Annotated in this window: 20 protein-coding genes and 1 tRNA gene; 14 read left to right on the forward strand and 7 right to left on the reverse strand. The window is 73.2% G+C overall.

Annotation, left to right across the window (positions count from 1 at the left end):
* Window positions 1-154: 154 nt before the first annotated feature.
* Window positions 155-3,151, forward strand: a complete 2,997-nt coding sequence (locus MHW47_RS13235) for an acyltransferase family protein (RefSeq protein WP_239223124.1) — start codon at window positions 155-157, stop codon at window positions 3,149-3,151.
* 67 nt (window positions 3,152-3,218) lie between these two features.
* Here the strand turns inward: MHW47_RS13235 and MHW47_RS13240 are convergent, their stop codons facing one another.
* Window positions 3,219-3,839 carry a TetR/AcrR family transcriptional regulator gene (locus tag MHW47_RS13240; protein WP_239223125.1) on the reverse strand — a complete coding sequence of 207 codons (621 nt, stop codon included), beginning with the start codon at window positions 3,837-3,839 and terminating at the stop codon, window positions 3,219-3,221.
* A gap of 119 nt (window positions 3,840-3,958) precedes the next feature.
* Here MHW47_RS13240 and MHW47_RS13245 point away from each other — a divergent pair, with 119 nt between their 5' ends.
* The 5 genes from MHW47_RS13245 to MHW47_RS13265 all read left to right on the forward strand — a co-directional run bounded on the left by MHW47_RS13245 (window position 3,959) and on the right by MHW47_RS13265 (window position 10,999).
* On the forward strand, window positions 3,959-5,566 hold the full coding sequence (locus tag MHW47_RS13245) for a carboxyl transferase domain-containing protein (RefSeq protein WP_239223127.1): 1,608 nt from the start codon (window positions 3,959-3,961) through the stop codon (window positions 5,564-5,566).
* Between the two features lie 13 nt (window positions 5,567-5,579).
* Window positions 5,580-7,664, forward strand: coding sequence for an acetyl/propionyl/methylcrotonyl-CoA carboxylase subunit alpha (locus MHW47_RS13250; protein WP_239223149.1), 2,085 nt, complete (start codon window positions 5,580-5,582; stop codon window positions 7,662-7,664).
* Window positions 7,665-7,687: 23 nt separating this feature from the next.
* Window positions 7,688-8,614 carry a hydroxymethylglutaryl-CoA lyase gene (locus MHW47_RS13255; protein ID WP_239223150.1) on the forward strand — a complete coding sequence of 309 codons (927 nt, stop codon included), beginning with the start codon at window positions 7,688-7,690 and terminating at the stop codon, window positions 8,612-8,614.
* 22 nt (window positions 8,615-8,636) lie between these two features.
* Entirely contained in the window at window positions 8,637-9,803 is a 1,167-nt protein-coding gene (locus tag MHW47_RS13260) for an acyl-CoA dehydrogenase family protein (protein ID WP_239223129.1), read from the forward strand.
* 209 nt (window positions 9,804-10,012) lie between these two features.
* The gene (locus MHW47_RS13265; protein ID WP_374230086.1) at window positions 10,013-10,999 is read left to right on the forward strand and encodes an ABC transporter substrate-binding protein; all 987 of its coding nucleotides are present in this window, start codon (window positions 10,013-10,015) and stop codon (window positions 10,997-10,999) included.
* 52 nt (window positions 11,000-11,051) lie between these two features.
* Here MHW47_RS13265 and MHW47_RS13270 read toward each other — a convergent pair whose 3' ends face one another.
* Complete coding sequence (locus tag MHW47_RS13270; RefSeq protein ID WP_308381603.1) at window positions 11,052-12,701, reverse strand: beta-N-acetylhexosaminidase; 1,650 nt, start codon at window positions 12,699-12,701, stop codon at window positions 11,052-11,054.
* 344 nt (window positions 12,702-13,045) lie between these two features.
* On the opposite strand from MHW47_RS13270, the gene MHW47_RS13275 reads away from it, so the two are divergent.
* Together MHW47_RS13275 and glmS are read left to right on the forward strand one after the other, a co-directional pair.
* The gene (locus MHW47_RS13275) at window positions 13,046-13,321 is read left to right on the forward strand and encodes a hypothetical protein (RefSeq protein ID WP_111331378.1); all 276 of its coding nucleotides are present in this window, start codon (window positions 13,046-13,048) and stop codon (window positions 13,319-13,321) included.
* Window positions 13,322-13,372: 51 nt separating this feature from the next.
* Window positions 13,373-15,202 (forward strand): glutamine--fructose-6-phosphate transaminase (isomerizing), encoded by a 1,830-nt coding sequence (gene glmS, locus MHW47_RS13280; protein WP_239223133.1) that lies wholly within the window; start codon window positions 13,373-13,375, stop codon window positions 15,200-15,202.
* 123 nt (window positions 15,203-15,325) lie between these two features.
* Here glmS and MHW47_RS13285 read toward each other — a convergent pair whose 3' ends face one another.
* Entirely contained in the window at window positions 15,326-15,847 is a 522-nt protein-coding gene (locus MHW47_RS13285) for a universal stress protein (RefSeq protein WP_239223135.1), read from the reverse strand.
* A gap of 901 nt (window positions 15,848-16,748) precedes the next feature.
* Here MHW47_RS13285 and MHW47_RS13290 point away from each other — a divergent pair.
* The 4 genes from MHW47_RS13290 to MHW47_RS13305 all read left to right on the forward strand — a co-directional run bounded on the left by MHW47_RS13290 (window position 16,749) and on the right by MHW47_RS13305 (window position 19,701).
* Window positions 16,749-17,969 (forward strand): helix-turn-helix domain-containing protein, encoded by a 1,221-nt coding sequence (locus MHW47_RS13290; RefSeq protein WP_239223137.1) that lies wholly within the window; start codon window positions 16,749-16,751, stop codon window positions 17,967-17,969.
* Between the two features lie 10 nt (window positions 17,970-17,979).
* Window positions 17,980-18,582: an oligoribonuclease gene (gene orn, locus MHW47_RS13295; RefSeq protein ID WP_239223139.1), complete on the forward strand. Its 603-nt coding sequence runs from the start codon at window positions 17,980-17,982 to the stop codon at window positions 18,580-18,582.
* 114 nt (window positions 18,583-18,696) lie between these two features.
* Window positions 18,697-18,769 (forward strand) — tRNA-His (locus MHW47_RS13300).
* Window positions 18,770-19,056: 287 nt separating this feature from the next.
* Window positions 19,057-19,701, forward strand: coding sequence for an AfsR/SARP family transcriptional regulator (locus tag MHW47_RS13305; protein WP_239223141.1), 645 nt, complete (start codon window positions 19,057-19,059; stop codon window positions 19,699-19,701).
* On the opposite strand, the gene MHW47_RS13310 is transcribed toward MHW47_RS13305, so the two are convergent.
* The 4 genes from MHW47_RS13310 to MHW47_RS13325 are packed head-to-tail and all read right to left on the reverse strand — an operon-like array spanning window position 19,688 to window position 23,142.
* Window positions 19,688-20,179 carry a S26 family signal peptidase gene (locus tag MHW47_RS13310; RefSeq protein WP_239223143.1) on the reverse strand — a complete coding sequence of 164 codons (492 nt, stop codon included), beginning with the start codon at window positions 20,177-20,179 and terminating at the stop codon, window positions 19,688-19,690. The genes MHW47_RS13305 and MHW47_RS13310 overlap by 14 nt on opposite strands.
* On the reverse strand, window positions 20,176-22,056 hold the full coding sequence (locus tag MHW47_RS13315) for an ABC transporter ATP-binding protein (protein ID WP_239223144.1): 1,881 nt from the start codon (window positions 22,054-22,056) through the stop codon (window positions 20,176-20,178). Before MHW47_RS13315 ends, MHW47_RS13310 begins: the two co-directional genes overlap by 4 nt.
* Complete coding sequence (locus MHW47_RS13320) at window positions 22,053-22,586, reverse strand: redoxin domain-containing protein (protein ID WP_239223145.1); 534 nt, start codon at window positions 22,584-22,586, stop codon at window positions 22,053-22,055. The genes MHW47_RS13315 and MHW47_RS13320 overlap by 4 nt, the downstream gene beginning before the upstream one ends.
* A gap of 1 nt (window position 22,587) precedes the next feature.
* Window positions 22,588-23,142, reverse strand: a complete 555-nt coding sequence (locus MHW47_RS13325; protein ID WP_239223146.1) for a MauE/DoxX family redox-associated membrane protein — start codon at window positions 23,140-23,142, stop codon at window positions 22,588-22,590.
* Window positions 23,143-23,332: 190 nt separating this feature from the next.
* On the opposite strand from MHW47_RS13325, the gene MHW47_RS13330 reads away from it, so the two are divergent.
* Together MHW47_RS13330 and MHW47_RS13335 are read left to right on the forward strand one after the other, a co-directional pair.
* Complete coding sequence (locus MHW47_RS13330; RefSeq protein WP_239223147.1) at window positions 23,333-23,509, forward strand: hypothetical protein; 177 nt, start codon at window positions 23,333-23,335, stop codon at window positions 23,507-23,509.
* Between the two features lie 72 nt (window positions 23,510-23,581).
* A partial coding sequence (locus MHW47_RS13335) for an FtsX-like permease family protein (protein WP_239223148.1) occupies window positions 23,582-25,825 on the forward strand: 2,244 nt, incomplete at its 3' end.

Raw genomic sequence — 25,825 nt, forward strand, 5'->3', positions numbered from 1 at the left:
GTCCGCGCCCCGCGCGGCGCCCGCGCCGCGGTGCTGCCCCGGCGCTGGCCGGAGGGGCTGGCGGTCACCGCCACGCTCGTACTCACCGCACTGCTCGCGTCCGGCTGGGTCAACCCCATGCTGCCCTGGCTGAGCTGAAAGGCCCTCACCCGCGATGCCCACTTCCGCCACCGCCACCCGGCGGCCCGGCCGTCCCGCCTCCGTACTCGCTTCCTCACCCGCGTCCGCCTCGCGGCCCGCCCACCGGGGCCCCTTCCGTCCCGACATCGAGGGGCTGCGCGCGTTCGCCGTGCTGGCCGTCCTCGCCTTCCACGCCTCCGTACCGGGGCTGGCCGGCGGCTTCGTCGGCGTGGACGTCTTCCTCGTCATATCCGGCTACCTGATCACCGGGCTCCTGGTCCGGGAAGCCGTCACCACCGGCCGCGTCCGGCTGGGCGAGTTCTTCTCGCGCCGGGCCCGCCGGCTGCTGCCCTCGGCGGCCGTGGTGCTGGCCGCGGTCGCGGCGGCCGGGGCCTGGCTGACCGTGCCGCTGCGCCGCACCGACCTGGAGAACGACGTCGTGGCGGCGGCCCTGTCCGTGGCCAACTGGCGCTTCATCCACCAGCGCACCGACTACCTGGCGGCCGGTCAGGACGAGAGCCCGCTGCTGCACTTCTGGTCGCTGGCCGTGGAGGAGCAGTTCTATCTGTGCTGGGGCCCGCTGCTCGCCCTGCTGGCCGCCCTCACCGCCCGCGCGGTGCGCCGGGGCCGGGCGCTGCGGCCGGTGGCCGTCGCCGTCACCGCCGTGCTGACGGCGGTCTCCTTCGCCCTGGCGCTGCGCTGGACGGATGACTCCGTCTCGCTGGCGTACCTCGGCACGCCGTCCAGGGTCTGGCAGTTCGGGGCCGGGGCGCTGCTGGCGCTGCTGCCCTGGCACCTGGTGCCCGGCCCGCGGGTGCTGCGGCTGCTGTGCGGCTGGGCGGGCGCGGGGGTGCTGGTGTGGTGCGTGCTGCGGTACGACGCCTCGACCCCGTACCCCGGTTACGCGGCGCTCGCCCCGACCCTGGGGACGGCGGCCGTGCTGCTCGCGGGGGCGCCCGGCCGGGGCCCCGGCACGCCCTCGCGGTACGGCGTCGGGCGGCTCCTCGGGCTGCGCGGACCCCGTGCGGTCGGGCGGCTGTCGTACACGCTGTACCTGTGGCACTGGCCGGTGCTCGTGCTGGCCGAGGCCCGCTACGGCGTCCTGGACTGGCCGGTCCGGGTGGCGCTCACGGCCGTGTCGGTGCTGCCCGCCCTGGCGACCCGGCGCTGGGTCGAGAAGCCGCTGCGGCACAACCGCACGGTCGCCGAGCTGCCCCGGCGCGGTCTCGCGCTGGGCGTCGCCGCCGTCGTCATCCCGGTCGTCCTGGCCCTGGTGGTCGGCACCACCACGCTGCGGCTGCTCGGTCCGGCCACCCCGGTGGACCTGAAGGGCCTGCCGCCGGGCGCGGTCACCGGCCCCACCCTGCTGTCCCGCGCCGGGGCGGCGGCCCCCGACGGGCCGGTCGTGCCGAACCCGGTCCAGGCCCGCAAGAGCTTCCCGCCGGACGGGGAGTGCGAGGTCGCCCCGGCGGTGACGAGCAGCCCGCCCTGCCTGTTCGGGGCGGTGGACAGCCCCGACCGGGTCGTCCTGCTCGGCGACTCGCACGCCGGGCAGTGGTTCTCGCCGCTGCTCGGCCTGGCCGCCCGGCGCGGCTGGGCGCTCCAGGAACTGGTGAAGCAGGGCTGCCCGCTGCCGGAGCTGCCGGTGGTGAACCCGCAGCTGGGGCGGACGTACCACGAGTGCGACACCTGGCGGAAGGACAGCCTGGCCCGGCTGGCCGAGGGGCCCAGGCCCCGGCTGATCGTGGTCTCCTCGCTGAACCGCTACACCGACGACGAACGCGCGCTGGTCAGGGGCTGGGAGCGGACGCTGAAACCGCTGCGGGCCCTCGGGGTGCCGATCGTGTACATCGAGGACACCCCGGTCCCCGGCCGCGACGTCCCCGCCTGCGTCTCCGGCCACCTCGCGGACCCGGGGGCCTGCGCCTTCGACCGGAAAGAGTCCCGGTGGCCCGACCCGCTGGCCCGGAAGGCGGCGGCCGGCGAGCTGCCGGGGGTGCGGACCGTCTCGGTGAACCCGGTACTGTGCCCGCCGGCCGGTCCCACGTGCCCGGCGGTCCTGGACCGGGTGCTGCTCTACCGCGACGACTCCCATCTGACCGATGTGGCCGCCGTGGTCCTGGCGCCCCGCCTCGAACGGCTCCTCACCGAGGCAGCGGGCCTGGACGGGGGCGGGGGCGGGGGCGGCCGGGCGTCCGGCGGCTGGACCACCCTGATGGACGAGACGTTCGACGGTCCGGCGGGCAGCCGCCCGGCCGCCTCGCGGTGGCTGTACGACACGGGCACCTGCTACCCCGGCTGCCCGGCCGCGCAGTGGGGCACGGGCGAGATCGAGACCATGACGGACTCCACGGACAATGTGCGGCTGGACGGCGAGGGGGCCCTGGAGATCGTGCCGACGCGGCGTGACGACCGCTGGTACTCGGGCCGTATCGAGTCCCGGCGCTCCGATTTCGCGCCGCCGCCCGGCGGGGTGCTGCGCATCGAGGCGTCAATCGCCCTGCCGGACGTGTCGGGCGCGGCGGCCGCGGGCTACTGGCCGGCGTTCTGGACGATGGGCGCCGAGCTGCGCGACGGGTACACCGGCTGGCCGGCCACCGGCGAGATCGACGTCATGGAGTCCGTCAACGGGCGCGACGCGGTGTTCGGCACCCTGCACTGCGGGACGCCGGCCGGCGGCCCCTGCCGGGAACCGGTGGGGCTCACCTCGCCCCGGCAGACGTGCGCGGGTTGCCGCGGCGCGTTCCGCACGTACGCGGTGGAGGTCGACGCGACCCCCGGGGCCGAGGAGATCCGCTGGTACCTGGACGACCGTGTCTACCACCGGGTGACGGCGGCCACGACGGGCCGCAAGGCGTGGGACGAGGCGCTGTCGCGCGGCCAGTTCCTGATCCTGAACGTGGCGATGGGCGGGGCGCTCCCGGCCGCGGACGGCGCCGAGCCGGGCCCCGCGACGCGGCCGGGCCACCCGATGCGGGTCGACCGGGTCACCGTGTCCACCCGGGAGGGCGCCGGCCAGGGCGTGTTTTGAAAGTAGCGCCGTCCGCCCGGAGGGCGGGCCGGACGGCGTCCGGCAGGCGGGACTTTCACAACACGCCCTAGGCGGGCCGTCCGGCCGCGGCGAAGGCGCCCCGGGCCAGCCGGTGCAGCAGTGCGGCGGTCTCCGCACGGCCCGGCAGGGCACCGGGGCGCCCCAGGTGCGGGGTGGAGTTGAGCAGGCCGAATACGGCGTGGACCGCGGCGCGGGCCTCGTGCTCGGGGAGGTCCGGGTAGAGGTCGCGGACGACGGCGACCCACACCTCGACGTACTGGCGCTGGAGCCGGCGCACCCGCTTGCGGTCGGTGTCCCGCAGGCGGTCCAGCTCGCGGTCGTGCAGGGTGATCAGGGGGCGGTCGTCGAGGGCGAAGTCGATGTGGCCCTCGATGAGCGCGTCCAGCAGGGCCTCCGGCGATCCGTCGCCGGAGGCGGCGTCCTCGGACACCCGGAGCTTCCCGCCGGCCAGCAGCCGCTCGCTGATGCCGACGAGCAGCTCGGCGAGCATCGCGTCCTTGCCGGGGAAGTGCCGGTAGAGACCGGGGCCGCTGATGCCGACGGCGGCCCCTATCTCGTCGACGCCGACGCCGTGGAAGCCGCGCTCGGCGAAGAGGCGGGCGGCCTCCCGGAGGATCTGCTCGCGGCGGGTGGGGGCCGCGACGCGGGCGGCGGCATGGGTGCTCATGAGCAGCCATTCTAGACAGGCGGGTTAGCGCTCGTTAACCTGTAGCAACGTTAACGCTCATTAACAAGGTGGCGTGGACGCTCAGGAACACCGCGGTACGGGCAAGGGGGCTCGACACGATGCAGCAGGCACCGGTGCTGGCGAGCGCGGCCGATCCCGCCTCGGAGGCTTGGCAGGCCAACGAGGCGGCGCATCACGCGCTCACGGACGAGCTGCGCAAGCGGCTCGCCACGGCCAGGCTGGGCGGGGGTGAGAAGGCCCGTGCCCGGCACGTGGCGCGCGGCAAACTGCTGCCCCGCGAGCGGGTGGACACCCTGCTCGACCCCGGCTCGCCCTTTCTGGAGCTGGCCCCGCTGGCGGCCGAGGGGCTGTACGGGGGCGCCGCCCCGGCCGCCGGGGTGATCGCCGGGATCGGCCGGGTCAGCGGGCGCGAGTGCGTGATCGTCGCCAACGACGCCACGGTCAAGGGAGGCACGTACTACCCGATGACCGTGAAGAAGCACCTGCGGGCCCAGGAGGTGGCGCTGGAGAACCGGCTGCCCTGCCTGTACCTGGTGGACTCGGGCGGCGCCTTCCTGCCGTTGCAGGACGAGGTCTTCCCCGACCGGGAGCACTTCGGCCGGATCTTCTACAACCAGGCCCGGATGTCCGGCGCGGGCATCCCGCAGATCGCGGCGGTGCTCGGCTCGTGCACGGCGGGCGGGGCCTACGTCCCGGCGATGAGCGACGAGGCGGTGATCGTCCGCGACCAGGGGACGATCTTCCTGGGCGGCCCGCCGCTGGTGAAGGCGGCCACCGGCGAGGTGGTCACGGCCGAGGAGCTGGGCGGCGGCGAGGTGCACGCGCGCACCTCGGGCGTCACCGACCACCTCGCGGAGGACGACGCGCACGCGCTGCGGATCGTGCGGAACATCGTGGCGACGCTGCCGGACCGGGCCCCGCTGCCGTGGTCGGTGCGGCCGGTCGAGGAGCCGAAGGTGGACCCGGCCGGGCTGTACGGCGCGGTCCCCGTCGACTCGCGCACCCCGTACGACGTGCGCGAGGTGATCGCGCGGGTGGTGGACGGCTCCCGGTTCGCCGAGTTCAAGGCGGAGTACGGCCAGACGCTGATCACCGGCTTCGCCCACATCCACGGGCACCCGGTCGGGATCGTCGCCAACAACGGCATCCTTTTCTCCGAGTCCGCCCAGAAGGGCGCGCACTTCATCGAGCTGTGCGACCAGCGCGGCATCCCGCTGCTGTTCCTGCAGAACATCTCCGGCTTCATGGTCGGCCGGGACTACGAGGCCGGCGGCATCGCCAAGCACGGCGCGAAGATGGTCACCGCCGTCGCCTGCGCCCGCGTCCCCAAGCTCACCGTGGTGGTCGGCGGCTCCTACGGGGCGGGCAACTACTCCATGTGCGGGCGGGCCTACAGCCCCCGGTTCCTGTGGATGTGGCCGAACGCGAAGATCTCGGTCATGGGCGGCGAGCAGGCCGCCTCCGTCCTCGCCACGGTCAAGCGCGACCAGCTGGGCGACGACTGGAGCGCCGAGGACGAGGAGGCGTTCAAGGCGCCGATCCGCGAGCAGTACGAGACCCAGGGCAACGCCTACTACGCCACGGCCCGGCTCTGGGACGACGGGGTGATCGACCCGCTGGACACCCGCCGGGTGGTGGGCCTCGCCCTGACCGCGTGCGCCAACGCCCCGTTGGGCGACGCCGGCTTCGGCGTCTTCCGGATGTGAGGAAGAGATGACGATGTTCGACACGGTCCTCGTCGCCAACCGGGGCGAGATCGCGGTCCGGGTCATCCGGACCCTGCGCGAGCTGGGCGTGCGCTCCGTCGCCGTCTTCAGCGACGCGGACGCCGACGCGCGGCACGTGCGCGAGGCCGACACGGCGGTCCGGATCGGCCCCGCGCCCGCCTCGGAGAGCTACCTGAGCGCGGACCGGCTCCTGGAGGCCGCCCGCCGCACCGGCGCGCAGGCCGTCCACCCCGGCTACGGCTTCCTCGCGGAGAACGCGGCGTTCGCCCGGGCGTGCACGGAGGCGGGGCTCGTCTTCATCGGGCCGCCCGCGGCCGCGATCTCGCTGATGGGCGACAAGATCCGGGCCAAGGAGACGGTCGCGGCGGCCGGCGTCCCGGTGGTGCCGGGCTCCTCGGGCAGCGGGCTGAGCGACGAGGCGCTGGCTGAGGCGGCGGCCGGGATCGGCATGCCGGTGCTGCTGAAGCCCTCGGCGGGCGGCGGCGGCAAGGGCATGCGGCTCGTGCGGGACGCGGCGCTGCTCGCGGACGAGATCGCGGCGGCCCGGCGCGAGGCCCGCGCCTCCTTCGGCGACGACACCTTGCTGGTGGAGCGGTGGATCGACCGGCCGCGCCACATCGAGATCCAGGTCCTGGCCGACGGCCACGGCAACGTGGTGCACCTGGGCGAGCGCGAGTGCTCGCTGCAGCGCCGGCACCAGAAGATCATCGAGGAGGCGCCGTCCGTCCTGCTCGACGAGGCGACGCGCGCCTCGATGGGCGAGGCGGCCGTGCAGGCGGCCCGCTCCTGCGGATACGTCGGCGCGGGCACGGTGGAGTTCATCGTGCCCGGCGGCGACCCGTCCTCGTACTACTTCATGGAGATGAACACCCGGCTCCAGGTCGAGCACCCGGTCACCGAACTGGTCACCGGCCTGGACCTGGTCGAGTGGCAGCTGCGGGTCGCGGCCGGTGAGCCGCTGCCGTACGGGCAGGACGGCATCACGCTCACCGGACACGCCGTGGAGGCCCGGGTGTGCGCCGAGGACCCGGGACGCGGCTTCCTGCCCTCGGGCGGCACCGTGCTCGCGCTCCACGAACCGCAGGGCGGCGGGGTGCGCACCGACTCGGGGCTCGGCGACGGCGGCGAGGTCGGCAGCCTGTACGACCCGATGCTGTCCAAGGTCATCGCGTACGGCCCCGACCGGGCGACCGCGCTGCGCCGGCTGCGGGTGGCCCTCGCGGACACCGTCGTCCTGGGCGTGCCGACCAACGCGGGCTTCCTGCGCCGGCTGCTCGCCCATCCGGCGGTGGTGGCGGGCGAGCTGGACACGGGCCTGGTGGAGCGCGAGGTGGACGCGCTGGTGCCGGACGGCGTACCGGAGGAGGTGTACGCGGCCGCCGCGCTGCTGCGGCGGCACACCGCGACCGCCGCCGCCCGCCCCGCCCCCGGCACCTGGGCCGACCCGTTCTCGGCCGGTGACGGCTGGCGGCTGGGCGGCACCCCGGCCCGGACGGTGTACGACTTCCACATCCCCGGCCACGACCCGGTCCAGGTGGGCCTGCGGCCGTGCGGCGGCGGGGACACGGAGCTGACGTTCGGCCACGTCGGCGAGGGCGCGGCCCCGCCCGCCCCGGAGTCCGGCGCCTGCGGGCCGCTCGGACCGCTGCCGGGTACGGCGGAGAAGGCCAGGACGCTGTCGGCCGGTGACGGCCGCATCGCCCTCGAACTCGCCGGGGTCACGCATGTGTTCGCGTACGCCGCCTCCCCGGAGGGGCACTGGCTCGGCCGGGACGGCGACAGCTGGCACGTCCGGGACCATGACCCCGTCGAGGCGTCGCTGAGCGGCGCCGCCCGCTCCGGCGCCGACACACTGGCCGCGCCCATGCCCGGCACGGTGACCGTGGTGAAGGTGGCCGTCGGGGACGAGGTCGCCGCCGGGCAGAGCCTGCTGGTGGTGGAGGCGATGAAGATGGAGCACGTCATCTCCGCGCCCCACGCCGGCACCGTCACCGCGCTCGACGTCACCGCGGGCAGCACAGTGGCGATGGACCAGGTGCTGGCCGTCGTCACCCCGGCCGCCGGGGAGGACGCGTGAGCACCGCCGACCGCGCCCTGCCGATGACCGTCCCGGCCGACGGTCTGCCCGCCCGGGTCCGCATCCACGAGGTGGGCGCCCGCGACGGCCTGCAGAACGAGAAGGGGATCGTCCCGACCGAGGTGAAGGCGGAGTTCATCCGCCGCCTCGCCGTCGCCGGGCTGACCACGATCGAGGCGACGAGCTTCGTGCACCCCAAGTGGGTGCCCCAACTCGCCGACGCGGAGCAGCTGTACCCGCTGCTCGGCGACATCGCGGACGTGGGCGACGTGTCGCTGCCGGTCCTCGTGCCGAACGAGCGCGGGCTGGACCGGGCGCTGGCGCTGGGCGCCCGCTCGATCGCGGTGTTCGGCTCCGCCACGGAGACCTTCGCCCGGCGCAACCTCAACCGGACGGTCGACGAGTCGCTGGCCATGTTCGCGCCCGTGGTGGCCCGCGCCCGGGCGGAGGCGGTGCGGGTGCGCGGGTACCTGTCGATGTGCTTCGGCGACCCGTGGGAGGGCGCCGTGCCCGTGCCGCAGGTCGTCCGGGTCGCGAAGGCGCTGATGGACCTCGGCTGCGACGAGCTGTCCCTCGGCGACACCATCGGCGTCGCCACCCCCGGCCACGTGGAGGCCCTGCTCACCGGGCTGAACGAGGCCGGTGTGCCCACCGACGCGATCGGGGTGCACTTCCACGACACGTACGGGCAGGCCCTGTCCAACACCCTGGCCGCGCTGCGCCACGGCGTGTCCACGGTGGACGCGTCGGCCGGCGGCCTCGGCGGCTGCCCGTACGCGAAGAGCGCGACCGGAAACCTGGCCACCGAGGATCTCGTGTGGATGCTCGACGGCCTCGGCATCGAGACCGGGGTCGATCTCGGCGAGCTGACCGCCACCAGCGTGTGGCTCGCCGGACATCTGGGCCGACCCAGCCCTTCCCGCACCGTCCGCGCACTCGCGGCGCAGTGACATCCCACAAGGAGAACGTCCCATGTCCCTGGACCACCGGCTGACCGCCGAGCACGAGGAACTGCGGCGCACCGTCGAGGAGTTCGCCCACGACGTCGTCGCCCCCAAGATCGGCGACTTCTACGAGCGGCACGAGTTCCCGTACGAGATCGTGCGCGAGATGGGACGGATGGGCCTGTTCGGGCTGCCGTTCCCGGAGGAGTACGGCGGGATGGGCGGCGACTACCTCGCGCTCGGCATCGCCCTGGAGGAGCTGGCCCGGGTGGACTCCTCGGTGGCGATCACGCTGGAGGCCGGGGTGTCGCTGGGCGCGATGCCGGTGTACCGCTTCGGCACCGAGGAGCAGAAGCGGCGCTGGCTGCCGAAGCTGTGCTCGGGCGAGGCGCTGGGCGCGTTCGGCCTGACCGAGCCGGACGGCGGCTCGGACGCGGGCGGCACCCGGACGACGGCCGTGCGCGACGAGGCGGCGGGCGAGTGGGTGATCAACGGGTCCAAGTGCTTCATCACCAACTCCGGTACGGACATCACCGAGTTGGTGACGGTGACGGCGGTGACCGGCCGCAAGGAGAACGGCGCCCCGCTGATCTCGTCCATCATCGTCCCGTCCGGCACCCCCGGCTTCACGGTGGCCGCCCCCTACTCCAAGGTCGGCTGGAACGCCTCGGACACCCGTGAGCTGTCCTTCGCCGACGTCCGCGTCCCGCTGGAGAACCTGCTGGGCGAGGAGGGCCGGGGCTACGCGCAGTTCCTGCGCATCCTGGACGAGGGCCGCATCGCCATCGCGGCGCTCTCCACGGGCCTGGCGCAGGGCTGCGTGGACGAGTCGGTGAAGTACGCCGCCGAGCGGCACGCCTTCGGGAAGCCGATCGGCTCCAACCAGGCCATCCAGTTCAAGATCGCGGACATGGAGATGCGGGCGCACATGGCCCGCATCGGCTGGCGGGACGCGGCGTCCCGGCTGCTGGCGGACGAGCCGTTCAAGAAGGAGGCGGCGATCGCCAAGCTGTACTCCTCGACCGTGGCCGTGGACAACGCCCGCGAGGCGACCCAGATCCACGGCGGCTACGGCTTCATGAACGAGTACCCGGTGGCCCGGATGTGGCGGGACTCCAAGATCCTGGAGATCGGCGAGGGCACCAGCGAGGTGCAGCGCATGCTGATCGCCCGCGAACTGGGCCTCCAGGCCTGACGGGCGGGCACGCCTGACGGACGGGCACGCGGACGGGCACACGGAGGGGCGGGCACGCAGACGGACGGGCACCGGCGTACGGAGCACGGATGAGGTTAGGCTAACCTTCCCTTAATCGTGTCACCTGCCGGTCTCCGGCGCGTACGAAAGCGGATTCCGTCATGAGCTCCTCACGCGTGTCCCGTCCCACCCGCCGCGGCCTGCTGGCCATGGGCGGAGCCGTCGGTCTCGGCGCCGTGCTCGCGGCCTGCGGCGGCGACGGCGACTCCAAGGACTCCCCCGCCTCCAAGGACAAGGGCGCGGCCGCCGGGCCGTGGAAGTTCACGGACGACCGGGGCAAGGTCGCCGAGGCCGCGTCCGTCCCGAAGAACATCGTCGCCTTCACCGGCGTCGCCGCCGCCCTCCACGACTACGGCGTCGAGGTGAAGGCGGTCTTCGGGCCGACCAAGACCAAGGACGGCAAGCCCGACGTCCAGGCCGGCGACCTGGACATCGACAAGGTCGAGATCCTGGGCAACGTCTGGGGCGAGTTCAACGTCGAGAAGTACGCGGAGCTGGGCCCGGAGCTGCTGGTCACGGCGATGTGGGAGAAGGACGCCCTCTGGTACGTGCCGGACCAGTCCAAGGACAAGATCCTGAAGCTGGCCCCGAGCGTCGCCCTGTGGGCCGCCGAGACCACCGTCCCCAAGGCCATCCAGCGCCACGAGGACCTGGCGGCCTCGCTCGGCGCCGACGTGAAGTCCGCCGCGGTCACCGCGGCGAAGGCCCGCTTCGAGAAGGCCGCCGCCCGGCTGCGCGCCGCGGCCAAGTCCAAGCCGGAGATCCGGGTCATGGTCGGCTCGGCCAGCCAGGACCTGTTCTACGTCTCGCTCGCGAAGATGTCCGCCGACACCCTGTACTTCCAGGAGCTGGGCGTGAAGTTCGTCGAGCCCAAGGTCGACAAGGCGGGCTTCTTCGAGAGCCTGAGCTGGGAGAACGTCGGCAAGTACGACGCCGACATCATCATGATGGACAACCGCTCCTCGGCCCTCCAGCCCGGGGCGCTGACCTCCAGGCCGACCTGGAACCAGCTGCCCGCCGTCAAGGCCGGCCAGGTGATCCCCCGCACGACGGAGCCGATCTACAGCTACGACAAGTGCGCGCCGATCCTGGAGGACCTGGCGAAGGCCATCGAGAACGCCAAGAAGGTCGCCTGACGCGGCCGTTCCCCGTCCGGCGGCCGGAGCCCGGCCGCCGGACGGCGGTGCGTCAGCCCCCGTTCGTCTCCGAGGCCGGCCACGGCACCTGGGGCGAGCGGTAGTAGTCGATGCCCTGGGCGGTGAACCGCTCCCCGAGCGCCGCCAGGCGCACCTTGTAGGTGTCCCAGTCGTGCGTCGACGCGGGCGACCAGGCCAGCTCCGCGGCCCCGGGCAGCCGGGGGAACGCCATCGCGTCGATGTCGTCGCTGTCGTCCAGCGTCTCCGTCCAGATCGGCGCCTCCACGCCGAGCACGGCCTCCTCCGGGGCGCCGGCGAGGTACGTCCCCGGGTTCCAGTCGTACGAGCGCCGGACCTCGACCAGCCCGGCCCATTTCAGGCCCAGTTCGGTCTGGTCGGTGTACTTCATGTCCAGGTAGATCCGGTCCGCCGGGGAGAGCACCAGCTTCGTGCCGTTCTTCGCCGCGTCCACCACCTGCTGCCGGTCCGCCGCGCTGGTCTTGTCGTAGCCCCAGTACTGGGCGACCGCCCCCTTGACCGGGTCGGCCCCGGTGAGCTGGTGCCAGCCCATCACGGTCTTGCCGTACTTCCCGACGACCGCCTGGGCCCGGTCCATGATCGTGACGTAGTCCTCGTGGCTCGTGGAGTGCGCCTCGTCGCCGCCGATGTGGAGGTAGCGGCCGGGCGTGAGCGCGGCCACCTCGCGCAGGACGTCGTCGATGAAGTCGTACGTGACGTCCTTGCCCGCGCACAGGGAGCTGAACCCGACCTTGATGCCGGTGTAGAGCGGCGGCGCGACCCCGTCGCAGTTCAGCTCGGCGTACGAGGCGAGCGCGGCGTTGGTGTGGCCGGGCATGTCGATCTCCGGGACCACTTCGAGGTAGCGGGACGCCGCGTACCGCACGATCTCCTTGTACTGGGCCTTGGTGTAGTACCCGCCGGGCCCGCCGCCGACCTCGGTGGAGCCGCCGTACGTGGCCAGCCTCGGCCAGGAGTCCATGGCGATGCGCCAGCCCTGGTCGTCGGAGAGGTGGATGTGGAAGGTGTTGATCTTGTACTGCGCGATCTGGTCGATGTAGCGCTTGACCTCGTCCACCGAGAAGAAGTGGCGCGAGACGTCGAGCATCGCGCCCCGGTAGGCGTAGCGCGGGGTGTCGGTGATGGTGCCGCCGGCGACGCGCCAGGGGCCCTTCTGCGGGCTGTCGTGCTCCACCCGGGCCGGGAACAGCTGACGCAGCGTCTGGACGCCGTGGAACAGCCCTGCGGCCTTCCGGGCGGTGATGGTGACGGTGTCGCTGCGGGAGGTGAGGCTGTAGCCCTCCGCGCCGAGGGCGCCGGCGCGCGGGTCGATCCTGAGCCGGATGCCCCCGCCGGCGTCCTTGTCCGTGACCGGCAGGGCGAATCCGGTGGAGGGGCGCAGCACGTCCGCGAGGTACTCGCCGATCTCGCGGGCCTCGCCGGAGGACGGGGTGGTCATGATGCCGGCGTCCGGGGTGAGCAGGAACGGGTCGCCGCCGGCTCTGACCGAGACGGGGGCGGGTACCACCTGGCCCAGGGGTCTCAGCGTCCGGGCGGCCGCGTCGGAGTCCGCGGCGGACGCCTCGGGGACGGCGCACGCGCCGGAGAATCCTGCCGCCGCGATGAGGAGCAGCGAGCCGAGCAGTCGGGGAAGAGCATTGCGCCGGGCCGTGTGCGGTCTCACAAGCCTGGTCCCTTTCGTCGGGGTCACTCTGCCGGTTCCTTCGGGAGCGCCGCCGGGCTCATCGGCCCGGCACCGTCGCCATGCGTACCGCGCGCCTTACGGATGGTCAAGGTGTAGACCACTTCCCGGCGTTGGTCACCCAGGCGCCTCGGGGGCGTTTTGCGCCGTATGCGGTACTTCACCCCGTTGGCTCCGACCACTGCCGCGCGCACCCCTCCGGGCACCCCCGCCCCACCCTCGCGCAATCCGCCCAAGTCAGAGAAAAGAGGACCACTAACGCCCCTCCCTGCCCGAAATCGGGCAGGATTGTTGCGCTCGAACCCCTTCGGCCGCAATATCGACGGGTGCTCGAACGCCGCTCGTCGTACGACGACCTCATTGACCACGTGGTGCGCAGCACCGCGCTGCCCCGCGGGGAAGCCGCGCGGGTGATCCTCGACGTCCTGGCGTACTTCGACGAGACGACCGAAGTCTTCGTCCGCCGCCGCCACCGCGAACTGCAGGCGGGCGGCCTGGTGAACGCGGAGATCTTCGAGCGGATCGCGGCCGAACTGCCGCACCGCGCGGTCGCGCCGCCGGAGCTCTCGCTCCGCCAGCTGCGCCGCATCGTCTACGGCTGAGGCCGCCCCCGGCCGGACACCCCAACTTCACGACGGAGGACAGAACTCTTCATGTGCGGAATCGTCGGATACATCGGAAAGCGTGACGTGGCCCCGCTGCTGCTGGAGGGCCTGCAGCGGCTGGAGTACCGCGGTTACGACTCCGCCGGCCTCGTGATCACCGGAAAGCCCGCGGCCGGGAAGCCCGCCGTGCTGAAGGCGGTCAAGGCCAAGGGACGGGTCCGCGAGCTGGAGTCCCGCGTGCCCAAGCGCTTCGCCGGCACGACCGGGATCGCCCACACCCGCTGGGCCACCCACGGCGCCCCCAGCGACGAGAACGCCCACCCGCACCTCGACGCCTCGGGCCGGGTCGCCGTCGTCCACAACGGGATCATCGACAACGCGGCCGAGCTGCGCACCCGGCTGACCGCCGAGGGCGTCGAGTTCCTCTCCGAGACCGACACCGAGGTGCTGGTCCACCTGGTCGCCCGTTCGCAGGCCGCGACGCTGGAGGAGAAGGTCCGCGAGGCGCTGCGCTCCGTCGAGGGCACCTACGGCATCGCCGTCCTGCACGCCGACTTCCCCGACCGCATCGTCGTGGCCCGCAACGGCTCGCCGGTCGTCCTCGGCATCGGCGAGAAGGAGATGTTCGTCGCCTCCGACGTCGCCGCCCTGGTCGCCCACACCCGCCAGGTCGTCACCCTCGACGACGGCGAGATGGCCACCCTCAAGGCCGACGACTTCCGCACGTACACCACGGAGGGCTCGACCACGACGGCCACGCCGACCACCGTGGAGTGGGAGGCCGAGTCGTACGACATGGGCGGCCACGACACGTACATGCACAAGGAGATCTCCGAGCAGGCGGACGCCGTGGACCGGGTGCTGCGCGGCCGGATCGACGACCGGTTCTCCACCGTGCACCTGGGCGGCCTCAACCTGGACGCCCGCGAGGCGCGCGGGGTCCGCCGCATCAAGATCCTCGGCTGCGGCACCTCGTACCACGCGGGCCAGATCGGCGCCCAGCTCATCGAGGAGCTGGCCCGCATCCCCGCGGACGCCGAGCCCGCCTCCGAGTTCCGCTACCGCAACCCGGTCGTGGACCCCGACACGCTGTACATCGCGGTGTCCCAGTCCGGCGAGACGTACGACGTGCTGGCGGCGGTCCAGGAGCTGAAGCGCAAGGGCGCGCGGGTGCTGGGCGTGGTCAACGTCGTCGGCTCGGCGATCGCCCGCGAGGCCGACGGCGGCACGTACGTGCACGCCGGGCCCGAGGTGTGCGTGGTCTCCACCAAGTGCTTCACCAACACCGTGGTCGCCTTCGCGCTGCTCGCCCTGCACCTGGGCCGCATCCGGGACCTGTCGGTGGCGGACGGCAAGCGGATCATCGAGGGCCTGCGCAAGCTGCCCGCCCAGATCAGCGAGATCCTGAAGGGCGAGGAGGAGATCAAGCGGCTGGCCGCCGAGTACGCCGACGCGAAGTCGATGATGTTCATCGGCCGGGTGCGCGGCTACCCCGTGGCCCGCGAGGCGTCGCTGAAGCTCAAGGAGGTCTCGTACATCCACGCCGAGGCGTACCCCGCCTCCGAGCTGAAGCACGGCCCGCTGGCGCTGATCGAGCCCGCGATGCCGACCGTCGCCATCGTGCCGGACGACGACCTGCTGGAGAAGAACCGCGCCGCGATGGAGGAGATCAAGGCCCGCAGCGGCCGCATCCTCGCCGTGGCCCACCAGGTCCAGGAGAAGGCCGACCACACCATCGTCGTACCGAAGAACGAGAACGAGCTGGACCCGATCCTGATGGGCATCCCGCTCCAGCTCTTCGCGTACCACACGGCGCTGGCCATGGGCCGGGACATCGACAAGCCGCGCAACCTGGCGAAGTCCGTCACGGTCGAGTAGGCACCACGCCCCCGTCGCACGGAGCGGCCCCGCGGTCACGTCAGGTGACGGCGGGGCCGCTGTCGTGTACGCGGAGTTGGCGCGAACGCGCCGGCGGGCCCGTCACGGACCGGGGCCGGGCCGTTACGGGATGACGACGACGGGGCGCTGCGCGCGGCGGGCCAGCCGGCCGGCCACCGAGCCGAAGAGCTTGCCCACCAGACCGTGCGTGGAGCCCACGACGATGGCGTCGGCGGAGTACTCCCGGCCGACCTCCTCCAGTTCGTGGCAGATGTCGCCGCCGCGCTCCACGAGCACCCAGGGCACCTCCGCGAGGTAGTCCGCGCAGGCGAGTTCGAGGCCGAGCACCTCGGTGCGGTGGTCCGGGACGTCCACGAAGACGGGGGGCTCGCAGCCCGCCCAGACCGTGGTCGGCAGCCGGTTGGCGACGTGCACGATGATCAGACCGGAGCCGGTCCGGCGTGACATGCCGATCGCGTAGGCGAGGGCCCGCTCGCTGGAGGTCGAGCCGTCGAAGCCGACGACGACCCCATGCCGGAAGGCGGGATCGCAGGGACGGCGCTCTTGTTCGGCCGCCAGCGGGTCCGACACGGGGTCGGCTACCTGCTTGCGGTCCGCGGGTTCGGGGATTTCGTGACCGGCCATCGGTGTCTCGGCGAAGAGGGTCCTCGTGAGGAGAGCGACGTGGAAGGTGCGTCAGCGGGCGGTGTGGTGGTGTCCGGGAATCATCTTCCCCACCCCTTACCCCCAAGGGTACGGCCCCATTCCTCCGTTGCCCGCGCCGTACCCGGCGCATGCGGCTTTTTTCGGAGCATGCCCGAGACCGGGCCCGTCTGGCAATGCCGGTTGCCCCGTACACCGACGTACCGGCCACCGCCCGGGGCCCTTGCGGCGCCCGGCGGGAGGGCGCTCGCGGGGCCGGTGCGGGCGTCGTCCCGGCGTACCGGAACCCACCCTTCCGGGGGAGCCGGGCCGGCGCGGCGGGCCATCCGGAACCGACCGCGCGGATTGATGGCGGCCGTGGCCGGTGGACGGCATCCGGCGGCCGTTCCCCGGCCGCCGCGCCGCCGGGCGCGCCGGACCCGCCCGGGGGCCGGGCCGCCCAGCGAGGGGGCGCACGGGGTCGCATGGGCGCCCTGGGTCGTGCGCCGGTAGAACGACTGATTTCCGCACACGCGACCGTACATTTTCAGCCAACTTCTGGGACCGGTCGATTCCTTGTCGAAATGGCCGATCAACCCCCTTGCCACCAGGCAGGAAGAGACCGCGCGGTACGCTTCCGCCCAACGGGGACGGGCCATGAACGCCGGGCGCACTTCCCTGCACGACCTGTGAGTGAAACGCTTCGTGATCGAACGCTTCCCGCCAGGTTGCCTTGTCGACAATGAGCCGGTTGGTGAACTTGTCACGACGGCACCACGGGACGCAGTAGATTCGATCTTGGGCGTCGAAGGCCGGGGACTCGTGCACGACCGAGGGGACATGTGCAGGTGCGACAGGCCCGCAAGGACCAGGAAGACGCGAACACCGAGGGGGGCTTAGCGTCATGAGCCAGGACTCCGCCACCGCAACGGAGGCTGTACGGAAGCTGGGCGGACGACGACGCCGGGAAGTCGTCGCCGTACTGCTGTTCAGCGGTGGCCCCATCTTCGAGAGCTCCATCCCGTTGTCGGTGTTCGGAATCGACCGCCAGGACGCGGGCGTTCCGCGCTACCGGCTGCTCGTGTGCAGCGGGGAAGAGGGGCCCCTGCGCACCACCGGTGGCCTCGAACTGACCGCGCCCTACGGGCTGGAGGCGATCAGCAGGGCCGGCACCGTCGTGGTGCCCGCCTGGCGCTCGATCACCTCGCCGCCGCCCCTGGAGGCCCTGGAGGCGCTGCGCCGCGCCCACGAGGAGGGCGCCCGCATCGTCGGGCTGTGCACCGGGGCCTTCGTACTGGCCGCCGCCGGGCTGCTGGACGGCCGCCCCGCGACCACGCACTGGATGTACGCGCCGACGCTGGCCAAGCGCTATCCGTCGGTGCACGTCGATCCGCGCGAGCTGTTCGTCGACGACGGCGACGTGCTCACCTCCGCCGGCACGGCGGCCGGCATCGACCTCTGCCTGCACATAGTCCGCTCGGACCACGGCACGGAGGCCGCCGGGGCACTGGCCCGCCGGCTCGTCGTGCCGCCCCGGCGCAGTGGCGGCCAGGAGCGCTACCTGGACAGGTCTTTACCGGAGGAGATCGGGTCCGACCCGCTCGCCGAGGTCGTGGCCTGGGCGCTGGAGCACCTCCACGAGCAGTTCGACGTGGAGACGCTCGCCGCGCGCGCCTACATGAGCCGGCGGACCTTCGACCGCAGGTTCCGCTCGCTCACCGGAAGCGCGCCGCTGCAGTGGCTGATCACCCAGCGGGTGCTCCAGGCGCAGCGCCTCCTGGAGACGTCGGACTACTCGGTCGACGAGGTCGCGGGCCGCTGCGGCTTCCGTTCGCCGGTCGCGCTGCGCGGGCACTTCCGCCGCCAGCTCGGCTCCTCCCCCGCCGCGTACCGGGCCGCCTACCGGGCCCGCCGTCCGCAGGGCGGGGCGCCGGAGCCGGTCGCGGTGACGGAGGTGGCGGTGCCCGTCCAGGGCTCCGCCGGCAGCCGCCGGGCCGCCGTCACCGGTCCGTCCGCCGCCGCGTCCTCACCCCTGGACGCGGCCCGTCCGGACCACGGGAAGGGGTCCGCCGACATGTTCGCCGGCGGCCGCCCGGCCCTGCCCGGACAACGGAGCGCCCCGTAGGGTGGAGCGCATGAACGACCGCATGGTGTGGATCGATTGCGAGATGACCGGGCTCTCGTTGACGGAAGACGCACTCATCGAGGTGGCCGCCCTGGTCACCGACTCGGAGTTGAACGTGCTCGGCGAAGGGGTGGACGTCGTGATCCGCCCGCCGGACGCGGCGCTGGAGACGATGCCCGAGGTGGTGCGGCAGATGCACACCGCCTCGGGCCTCCTCGACGAGCTGGCCGGCGGCACGACGCTGGCCGACGCCGAGGAGCAGGTCCTCGCCTACGTCCGCGAGCACGTGAAGGAGCCCGGCAAGGCCCCGCTGTGCGGGAACTCGGTGGGGACCGACCGCGGCTTCCTCTCCCGCGACATGCCGCTCCTGGAGGGCTACCTCCACTACCGGATCGTCGACGTCTCCTCGGTCAAGGAGCTGGCCCGCCGCTGGTACCCGAGGGCGTACTTCAACAGTCCGGAGAAGAACGGCAACCACCGGGCGCTCGCGGACATCCGCGACTCCATCACGGAGCTGCGGTACTACCGGGAGGCGGTCTTCGTCCCGCAGCCCGGCCCGGACTCGGAGCAGGCGCGGGCCGTCGCGGCACGGGTCTCCGCGCCCCGCGGCTGAACCCCCTGGTCACGGCCCTCGCGGGGGCCGTGACCCACCGCCGGGAAATGAGTGCGCGAGCACCCTCCCGGACCCTGTACACTTTTTCTCGGCCGGTCGGAAAGACCGGACGCGGTGGGTATAGCTCAGATGGTAGAGCACCTGGTTGTGGTCCAGGATGTCGCGGGTTCGAGTCCCGTTACTCACCCTGAAGCATGAAGGGCCCGATCCGTTCACACGGATCGGGCCCTTCGTCATGTTCCGGGCCTGCCTCGGGCCGGCCCGCAGCAAAATATTTCTGCAATTGCATGAAACTTGTTGAAACGGCATGTTGCCCAGGGGATGCTGTCCACGTCGCGCCACCGGGGACGGGTGGCGGCGCACGGGGGGGTGGGTGTGTACGCAGGCACGAGCCGGCCGGGTCCGTTCCGGATTCTCGGCAAGGTCCGGATCGGTGGCCAAGAGGTCCCCGGAGCGAAACCGCGGGCTCTGCTGGTGGCCCTGTTACTGGAGGCGAACCGGACCGTTTCGCTGGACCGGATCGCCGACGCCCTCTGGGACGGCGAACCGCCGCGGTCGGCGGTGGCCAACATCCGCACCCATGTCAGCGCGCTGCGCCGGCACACGGACGGCGCGGCCTCCCTCCTGTCCCGCCCCGGCGGGTACGAACTCCTCGTGCCCGAGGAGCACTGCGACCATCACCGGTTCATGCGGCTGGCCGCCCAGGGCAGGCGCGCCCTGGACGACGGGAACCCGGAGCAGGCTGCCCCGCTGCTGGGACAGGCGCTCGCCCTGTGGACCACCGGCGTGGCCGCCGAGGGGGTGCCGCGCCACGGCTGGCCCGCCGGCCCCCTGGACCATCTGGACGAGGAGCGCAGGCGTGTGATCGAGGACCTCGCCGAGTCCTGCGTGGAGGCGGGCGAGCCCCGGTCCGCGCTGCGGGAGCTGCACGCCCTGCTCGCCGCGGACCCCTTGCGGGACAGGGGCTGGGCTCTGCGGATGCGGGCCCACCACAGCCTGGGCGAGCCGGGCGGAGTCAGCGACAGCTACCAGGCCGCGGTCCGCGCGTTCCGCGACCAGCTCGGCGCACGGCCGGGCATCGAGCTGGACCGGCTGCACCGTGCGCTCAACGCCTCCTAGCGTCCTCATGCGCTTCGGCGGGCACGTGAGCGATCAGCCGGTCCACCGGGACGAACCCGAAGTCGCGGGAATCGACGCTCGCCGCCGTGTTGTCGCCGAGGACCACGGCAGCGCCCTCCGGTACGACCCCGCACACACCGAGGGCGCGGGCCACCCCCGGCGGCACCGGATCGCCGGGCAGCGCGGCCAGCCGCTTCAGCAGCCATGCCCCGCCACTCACCGGACCGGGCTCCGGCCACCGCCACTCACCGGGGCACTCGGGCTTGACGAGGACGACCACGTCCCCGGTCCGCAGTCCGCCGGGGCCGGTCACCCGGCGGGCGATCACCACCTGGCCGGGGCGCAGCGCGGGCGCCATGCTCTCTCCGGCGACCGTTACCCGCAGCCGGCTGCGGCGCACCCGCACCCCGGCGAGCACCAGACCGCCGAGCACGAGGCCGGTGGCCGCGACGACCACGGTCGCCACCCACACCGTCATACCCGCTCCGTCCACTGCGTGCCGGACCCGGCGGACCCGGCGGACCCGAGCGGTTCCGACTCCCGGTAGCCGGCGGCCTGGCGTGCGAAGAGGTCGGCGTACCGGCCGGCTCCTGCCATCAGCTCGTCGTGGCTGCCCTGTTCGACCACCCGGCCGGCCCGGACCACCACGATCAGGTCGGCCTCCCGTGCGGTGCCGAGGCGGTGCGACACGAGAATGCTCGTCCGGCCCCGGCGGTGGCGGCGCAGGGCCTGGCGGACCTCGTCCTCCGCCTGCGGGTCGAGGCCGGATGCCGGTTCGTCGAGGATCAGCACATCGGGGTCCTCCCGGAGCAGCGATCGGGCCAGCGCGACCCGCTGCCACTGGCCCCCGGACAGCTCCACCCCCCGGTCCGCGTCGTCCGGCTCCCCGTCGTCGGCCGACGGTTCGGTGAAGGCCCGGCTGAGCAGGGTGTCGTACCCGCGCGGCAGTCCCGTCAGGAGGCCGTCGGCGCCCGCCCGCCGGGCTGCCGCCCGGATGCGGTCCGGTCGGTGTGCGGCGTCCTCGCCGTCCCCGAGCCCGATGTTCTCGGCGGCCGACACGTCGTAACGCATGAAGTCCTGGAAGACCGCGCTCATTCTGCGGCGCAGTTCGGCCGGGGGGAACGTACGGATGTCCTGCCCGTCCCAGAGGACCGCGCCGCGGGTCGGGTCGTAGAACCGGCAGAGCAGTTTCACCAGGGTCGACTTCCCGGCCCCGTTGTCACCGACCAGGGCCAGCGTCGAACCGGCCGGAACGGTGAGGTTCACTCCCCGCAGGACCCAGTCGTGCCGGTCGGAGTACCGGAACCAGACGTCGCGCAGCTCGATGGCTCCGCTCAGCCGGGCGGGTACGGCGGCCGGCTGGTGCACCGGCAGGTCCGGCGGGGCCTGGACGACCTCCGTGAAATGTGCGAACAGCAGCAGGCTGCGGCGTACCACCGCCAGTTGCGCGGCGGCGGTGCCGAAGCTGCCCTGCACGGATGCCATCGCGGCGACGGTGAGCGACACCTCCCCCACCGACATCGCCCCGCGCGCGGCCTCGCGCACAGCCCACAGCAGACCCAGGGCCGCGATGGTGCCGGACAGGGCCGCCGGGAAGCCCTGGAGGAGGGCGTTGCGCACCTCGGTGGCCCGGTGTGCCTTGTTGATCGCCCGGCGGTCGCTCCGCATCCGGGCCCGCAGATGATCACCCGTGCCGAACAGCCGGATCTCCTTGGCCGCCTTCACACTGGCGAGCAGGTTCGAATAGAACCACTCGCGGCGCTCCAGCGGTGTCACCCGCAGCTCCGTGTCCGCCCAGACGCGGGCCATCCGCAGCTCCACGGCGAGCGCGGGCGCCGCCGCGAGGGTGACGACCCCCACCAGCCACCAGCTGACCAGGGCGAGCGAGCCGAGGAATCCGAGGACGGTGACCACCGCCTGGAGCAGTCCCATGACGCCCATCACCACCTGCGGCGGAGCCTGCTGCCCGCACTGCTGTGCCAGCCGCAGCCGGTCCAGCATCGCGGGGTCCTCGAACCGGCCGATCCCGCTCCACCCGTTGACCGCCGAGTAGAGGCGGTCCTGCGCGGCGAGTGCGACCCGGCGGGAGAGTTCGCCGCGCAGCAGCGTCTCCACGTGCGGGAGCACGGTGAGTGCCAGGCCCGCGAGCGCCGTCGCGACCGCCGGCCACGTGACGTCCGCGGACGTGGCGCCGTCCTGGGCGAGGGCGTCCAGGATCGCGCTCATCAACCAGGCGACGACGACCGGGATCTGGGCGCAGGCCAGCGTGACGAGGACGACCCCGGCCAACTGCGGCGCGGCGAACCGCAGGGCCAGGCCCAGTACGGTCCCCAGGGGACGTGCCGGCGGTTTCACGAGGCGGCCGCGGCGGCCGGGGCGATCAGCTCGTGCTCAGCGCCCGTCACCGTACCGTCGGAGGCGAGCCTGCACACGACGGGATAGCCGACGACGCCGAACGCCTCCGCCACCACCGCCGCGTCCTCTCCGGTCACGACCGTCGCGACCTGTTCCAGCGCACGCGCGTACTCCCCGTCCTCCGGCCCTGGCGCGACGACCGCGAGCACGGCCGGGGCGGGCAGCCCGAGGCCGGGTACGGCGGCGACGAAGCGAGGCAGGAGCGCGGCGCACGGCGGGCAGCCGGTGCTGAAGAAGGCCACGAGCACCCCGTCGGGCAGGTCGTTCCGGCCGACCGTACGGCCCTGTGTGGTGACGACCGTGAAGTCCTGGGCCGTCGGGGCCGTACCGGCTCCGTGGCCGTCACCGGGGCCGCCCGGCGTGCCCGGCACGGCCCCCGCGCGAAACCTGCGGATCAGCCCGTAGGTCAGGGTCAGGTTCAGCAGGGCGATCGCTCCGACGAGGGCGACCGCAGCGCCCATGAGGGACATGTCAGCTCCTTGGGATGGGGGAGGCTCCGGGGGCCGGGGCGGGCCGCCCGAGCACCTCGGCGATGTCGTCGAGGGTCACGGCGACGAGCGCTCCGATCGCCCCGAACCCGGCCGCGATCAGCGCTCCGCCGGGACCGGCCGGAGCGCCGGCTCCCTGGCCGGGCAACGCGGTCGCGGCCGCGCCGAGCAGGACGGCCGTACGCACGAGATGGCGCGCGGCGAGCGTCGCGGGCCGCCGTCCGAAACAGGCACAGCGCGCGGTGGCCCCCCGCCTGCGCAGCAGGACCATGGCGGTCAGGAAGGCGGCGAGGAGCAGCACCGCGACCGCTGCCCCCGCACGGCGGGTGGCCGGCACGGCGATCAGGAGGGGGACGGCCGCCTCGGCCGTGGACACGGTCCGCGCGACGGCGGACCGCGCACCTGCGGGTACCAGGGGCCAGGAACCGAGCTCCGCGACGAAGGCCGCGTAACCGGCCCGCGACCGGAGCTTTCCCACGGCCGCCACCAGGAACGTGAGGGCCGTCAACACCTGGCAGGCGACGACGAGATACGCCACGGAACCCCCCTTGCCGGCCTTGTCACGGTCCCGGCCGCATCGCCGCCCGGCGGGTCCGGACGGAAGGCCGCAGCCTAGGAGCCGGGCATACACGCGGCATACCCGCAGCCCTGGATGTTCCCTGTAGGCCCGGAAGTTAGCGTCCCTCACCGTCCGGTCGCAGTGCGCGGCCGGAGGAGAGGAGAGCGTGATGCGCGCGTTCCGGAAGATGGCGGACAAGCTCGCGGACCGGGTGGCGCCCAAGGTCACGGGCGAGGCCGTGTGGTGGTACAAGTACCGCTGCTACAACGGCAAGATCCAGCGCAATCAGTGCTGGGACAGCTCGTTCTGCAACGGCTGGGAGAACACGGGCGAAGCCTGCTACTGACCCGTGATCCGACTGCCGGTGCACGGACGCGGCCGACGCGTCCGTGCACCGGCCTTCCCCAAGGAGGACCGGGTGCTGCGCACCGCCTTCAGTCAGATTCGGCACCGGACCGGGCGGAGTCTGGCGCTCGTGGCGGGGGTGCTGGCCGCGACGACGGGCTTCACGCTCCTGACGTCCACCGCCGAGACCTCGCAGCTGCGCACCACCGGGACCGTGAACGACAACTTCCGCGGCGCGTACGACATCCTGGTCCGGCCTGCCGGGTCGCGTACGGCGCAGGAGAGCGGTCAGGGCCTGGTCCGGCCCAACTTCCTGTCCGGACAGTTCGGGGGGATCACCCTGGCCCAGCAGGCCCGGATCGCGCGGATGTCCGGGGTGGACGTGTCGGCGCCGGTGGCCATGGTCGGGTACGTGCTCGACAACAGCCGCGTCGCCGTCGATGTCACGGCCCAGGTGGACCGGGCGCGTACCCAGCAGCTGATCACCGTGAAGCCGACCTGGCACACCGACCGCGGGCTCAGCACGCTCGACGACGATCTGCCCAACTACGTCTACGTGACGAAGAACCGGGTGGTGTGGCCCGACTTCCACCTCGACCCGGAGCGCGAGAGGGCCGACCCCTCCTGGCAGGCCCCGCCCCCGTCGTACGCCAACGGTTTCGACGTCAAGAAGGCGCTGGCCGTCTGCGACGACCCGGAGAGTTCGCCGCCGCCCCTCGAGGTGCTGCCGGACGGCCGCTCCGTACCCATCTGCCCCACGGACAGCTCCATCGCCCGGTCGGCGAGTGGCCGCGGCGGCCTCTACGTCGCCCACCTGACCGACGGCGGAACGTTCCGGCTGGAGTCGGGCACCTCGCGCCGGCTGACCGTGAACATCTCCTGGCCGGTGTCGATGCTGCTCGCGGCGGTCGATCCGGCGCAGGAGGCGAAGCTCGTGGGCCTCGACAAGGCGGTCGTCTCCGGCCGCTACCTGCGCCGGAAGGAGACCTCGGTCGCCCGGCCGTCGGGCAACGGCCGGTCCAGCGCCGCGGTCCCGCTCCTGATGTCGTCCGCTCCGCAGGTCGACGAACAGATGTCGGCGACCGTGTCCCGCTCACCCGCGGGCCCGGTCGGCCTCGCCGGACGCGCCCACAAGGCCCTGGACACGGTGATCGCCGCGAAGAAGGGCGTCCGGGTCGCCACCGTCCCCTACACCGTCGACGCGGTCTACGGGAAGAACCGCCGGGGCGCGGACCTGTACCGGATCATCCAGTCGGGAGCGCCCTCCTACCGGACCGGGGCGGACGGCAGCCTGACGCCCCGGAAGGTCCGGGCCGACATCGACACGCTGTGGGCCAACGACAACCACACCGGCTGGCCCACCCCGTGGCTGGCGCGGGACGGCAAACAGCGGCCGCTCGTCCGCGTCCCCGAGTACCAGGCACCCGATTTCCGGGCGGGCGACTGGCAGGGGGACGGGCTGGCCGTGGGCACGTACGACCCGAAGCGGCTGACCGAGTTCTCCGCCCTGTCCGAGGTCCCGATGGAGACCTACCAGCCGGTCGCGGCGACCGGGGCGGACACCGCCTCGCGCCGGCTGCTGGGCGGCCGGGCGCTGCTGCCGAACTCCAACCCCGGAGGCTACCTCGCCACTCCGCCCCAGCTCCTGACCACGCTGGCCGCGCTCCCCCGCGTCCTGGACCCCTCGTCGGAACAGGCCGCGGCGCCCATTTCCGCGATCCGGGTCCGGGTGGACGGTGTCACCGGGACCGACGCGCGCTCCCGCGAGCGCGTCCGGCTCGTCGCCGAGCGGATCAGCAGGGAGACCGGGCTCGGTGTCGACCTCACCATGGGATCCTCCCCCGCCCCCCGCACCGTCCACCTGTCGGCGGGCGACTACGGGCGTCCGGAACTCGCCCTGTCCGAGGGCTGGTCACGCAAGGGCGTCGCCGCACGCATCGTCGAAGCGGCCGACCGCAAGAGCCTGCTGCTGTTCGGGCTGGTCCTCGGGGTCTGCGCCCTGTTCCTCGTCAACTCCGCGTCCGCCGCCGTACGGGACCGGAGACGGGAACTCGCGGTGCTGGCCTGCCTGGGCTGGTCCCGCTCCCGGATCACCGCGCTCGTCATCGGCGAGACCGCGCTGCTCGGCCTCGTCGCGGGGGGCCTCGGCGCGCTCCTGTCCCTGCTGCTCGCCGGACCGGCCGGCCTCGGCGTCTCGCCCCTGCGGGCAGCCGCGGCCGTGCCCATCGCGCTCGCCCTGTCCGTCCTGGCCGCGGCCGTGCCCGCACTGCGCGCATCGGCGGGGCACCCGGCCACGAGCCTGCGCCCGGCCGTCCGC

The organism is Streptomyces sp. OfavH-34-F, from assembly GCF_022347745.1.
In the GTDB taxonomy this organism is placed as follows: Bacteria; Actinomycetota; Actinomycetes; order Streptomycetales; family Streptomycetaceae; genus Streptomyces.

Bases quoted from the DNA above. Each gene is read 5' to 3' on its own strand.
- MHW47_RS13310 (WP_239223143.1), bottom strand. From the start codon at position 20,179: ATGACGGTGTGGGTGGCGACCGTGGTCGTCGCGGCCACCGGCCTCGTG.
- MHW47_RS13285 (WP_239223135.1), bottom strand. From the start codon at position 15,847: ATGGCCGGTCACGAAATCCCCGAACCCGCGGACCGCAAGCAGGTAGCC.
- MHW47_RS13320 (WP_239223145.1), bottom strand. From the start codon at position 22,586: ATGTCCCTCATGGGCGCTGCGGTCGCCCTCGTCGGAGCGATCGCCCTG.
- MHW47_RS13330 (WP_239223147.1), top strand. From the start codon at position 23,333: ATGCGCGCGTTCCGGAAGATGGCGGACAAGCTCGCGGACCGGGTGGCG.
- MHW47_RS13235 (WP_239223124.1), top strand. From the start codon at position 155: ATGCCCACTTCCGCCACCGCCACCCGGCGGCCCGGCCGTCCCGCCTCC.
- MHW47_RS13260 (WP_239223129.1), top strand. From the start codon at position 8,637: ATGTCCCTGGACCACCGGCTGACCGCCGAGCACGAGGAACTGCGGCGC.
- MHW47_RS13265 (WP_374230086.1), top strand. From the start codon at position 10,013: ATGGGCGGAGCCGTCGGTCTCGGCGCCGTGCTCGCGGCCTGCGGCGGC.
- MHW47_RS13245 (WP_239223127.1), top strand. From the start codon at position 3,959: ATGCAGCAGGCACCGGTGCTGGCGAGCGCGGCCGATCCCGCCTCGGAG.
- MHW47_RS13255 (WP_239223150.1), top strand. From the start codon at position 7,688: ATGACCGTCCCGGCCGACGGTCTGCCCGCCCGGGTCCGCATCCACGAG.
- glmS (WP_239223133.1), top strand. From the start codon at position 13,373: ATGTGCGGAATCGTCGGATACATCGGAAAGCGTGACGTGGCCCCGCTG.
- MHW47_RS13240 (WP_239223125.1), bottom strand. From the start codon at position 3,839: ATGAGCACCCATGCCGCCGCCCGCGTCGCGGCCCCCACCCGCCGCGAG.
- orn (WP_239223139.1), top strand. From the start codon at position 17,980: ATGAACGACCGCATGGTGTGGATCGATTGCGAGATGACCGGGCTCTCG.
- MHW47_RS13250 (WP_239223149.1), top strand. From the start codon at position 5,580: ATGTTCGACACGGTCCTCGTCGCCAACCGGGGCGAGATCGCGGTCCGG.
- MHW47_RS13290 (WP_239223137.1), top strand. From the start codon at position 16,749: ATGAGCCAGGACTCCGCCACCGCAACGGAGGCTGTACGGAAGCTGGGC.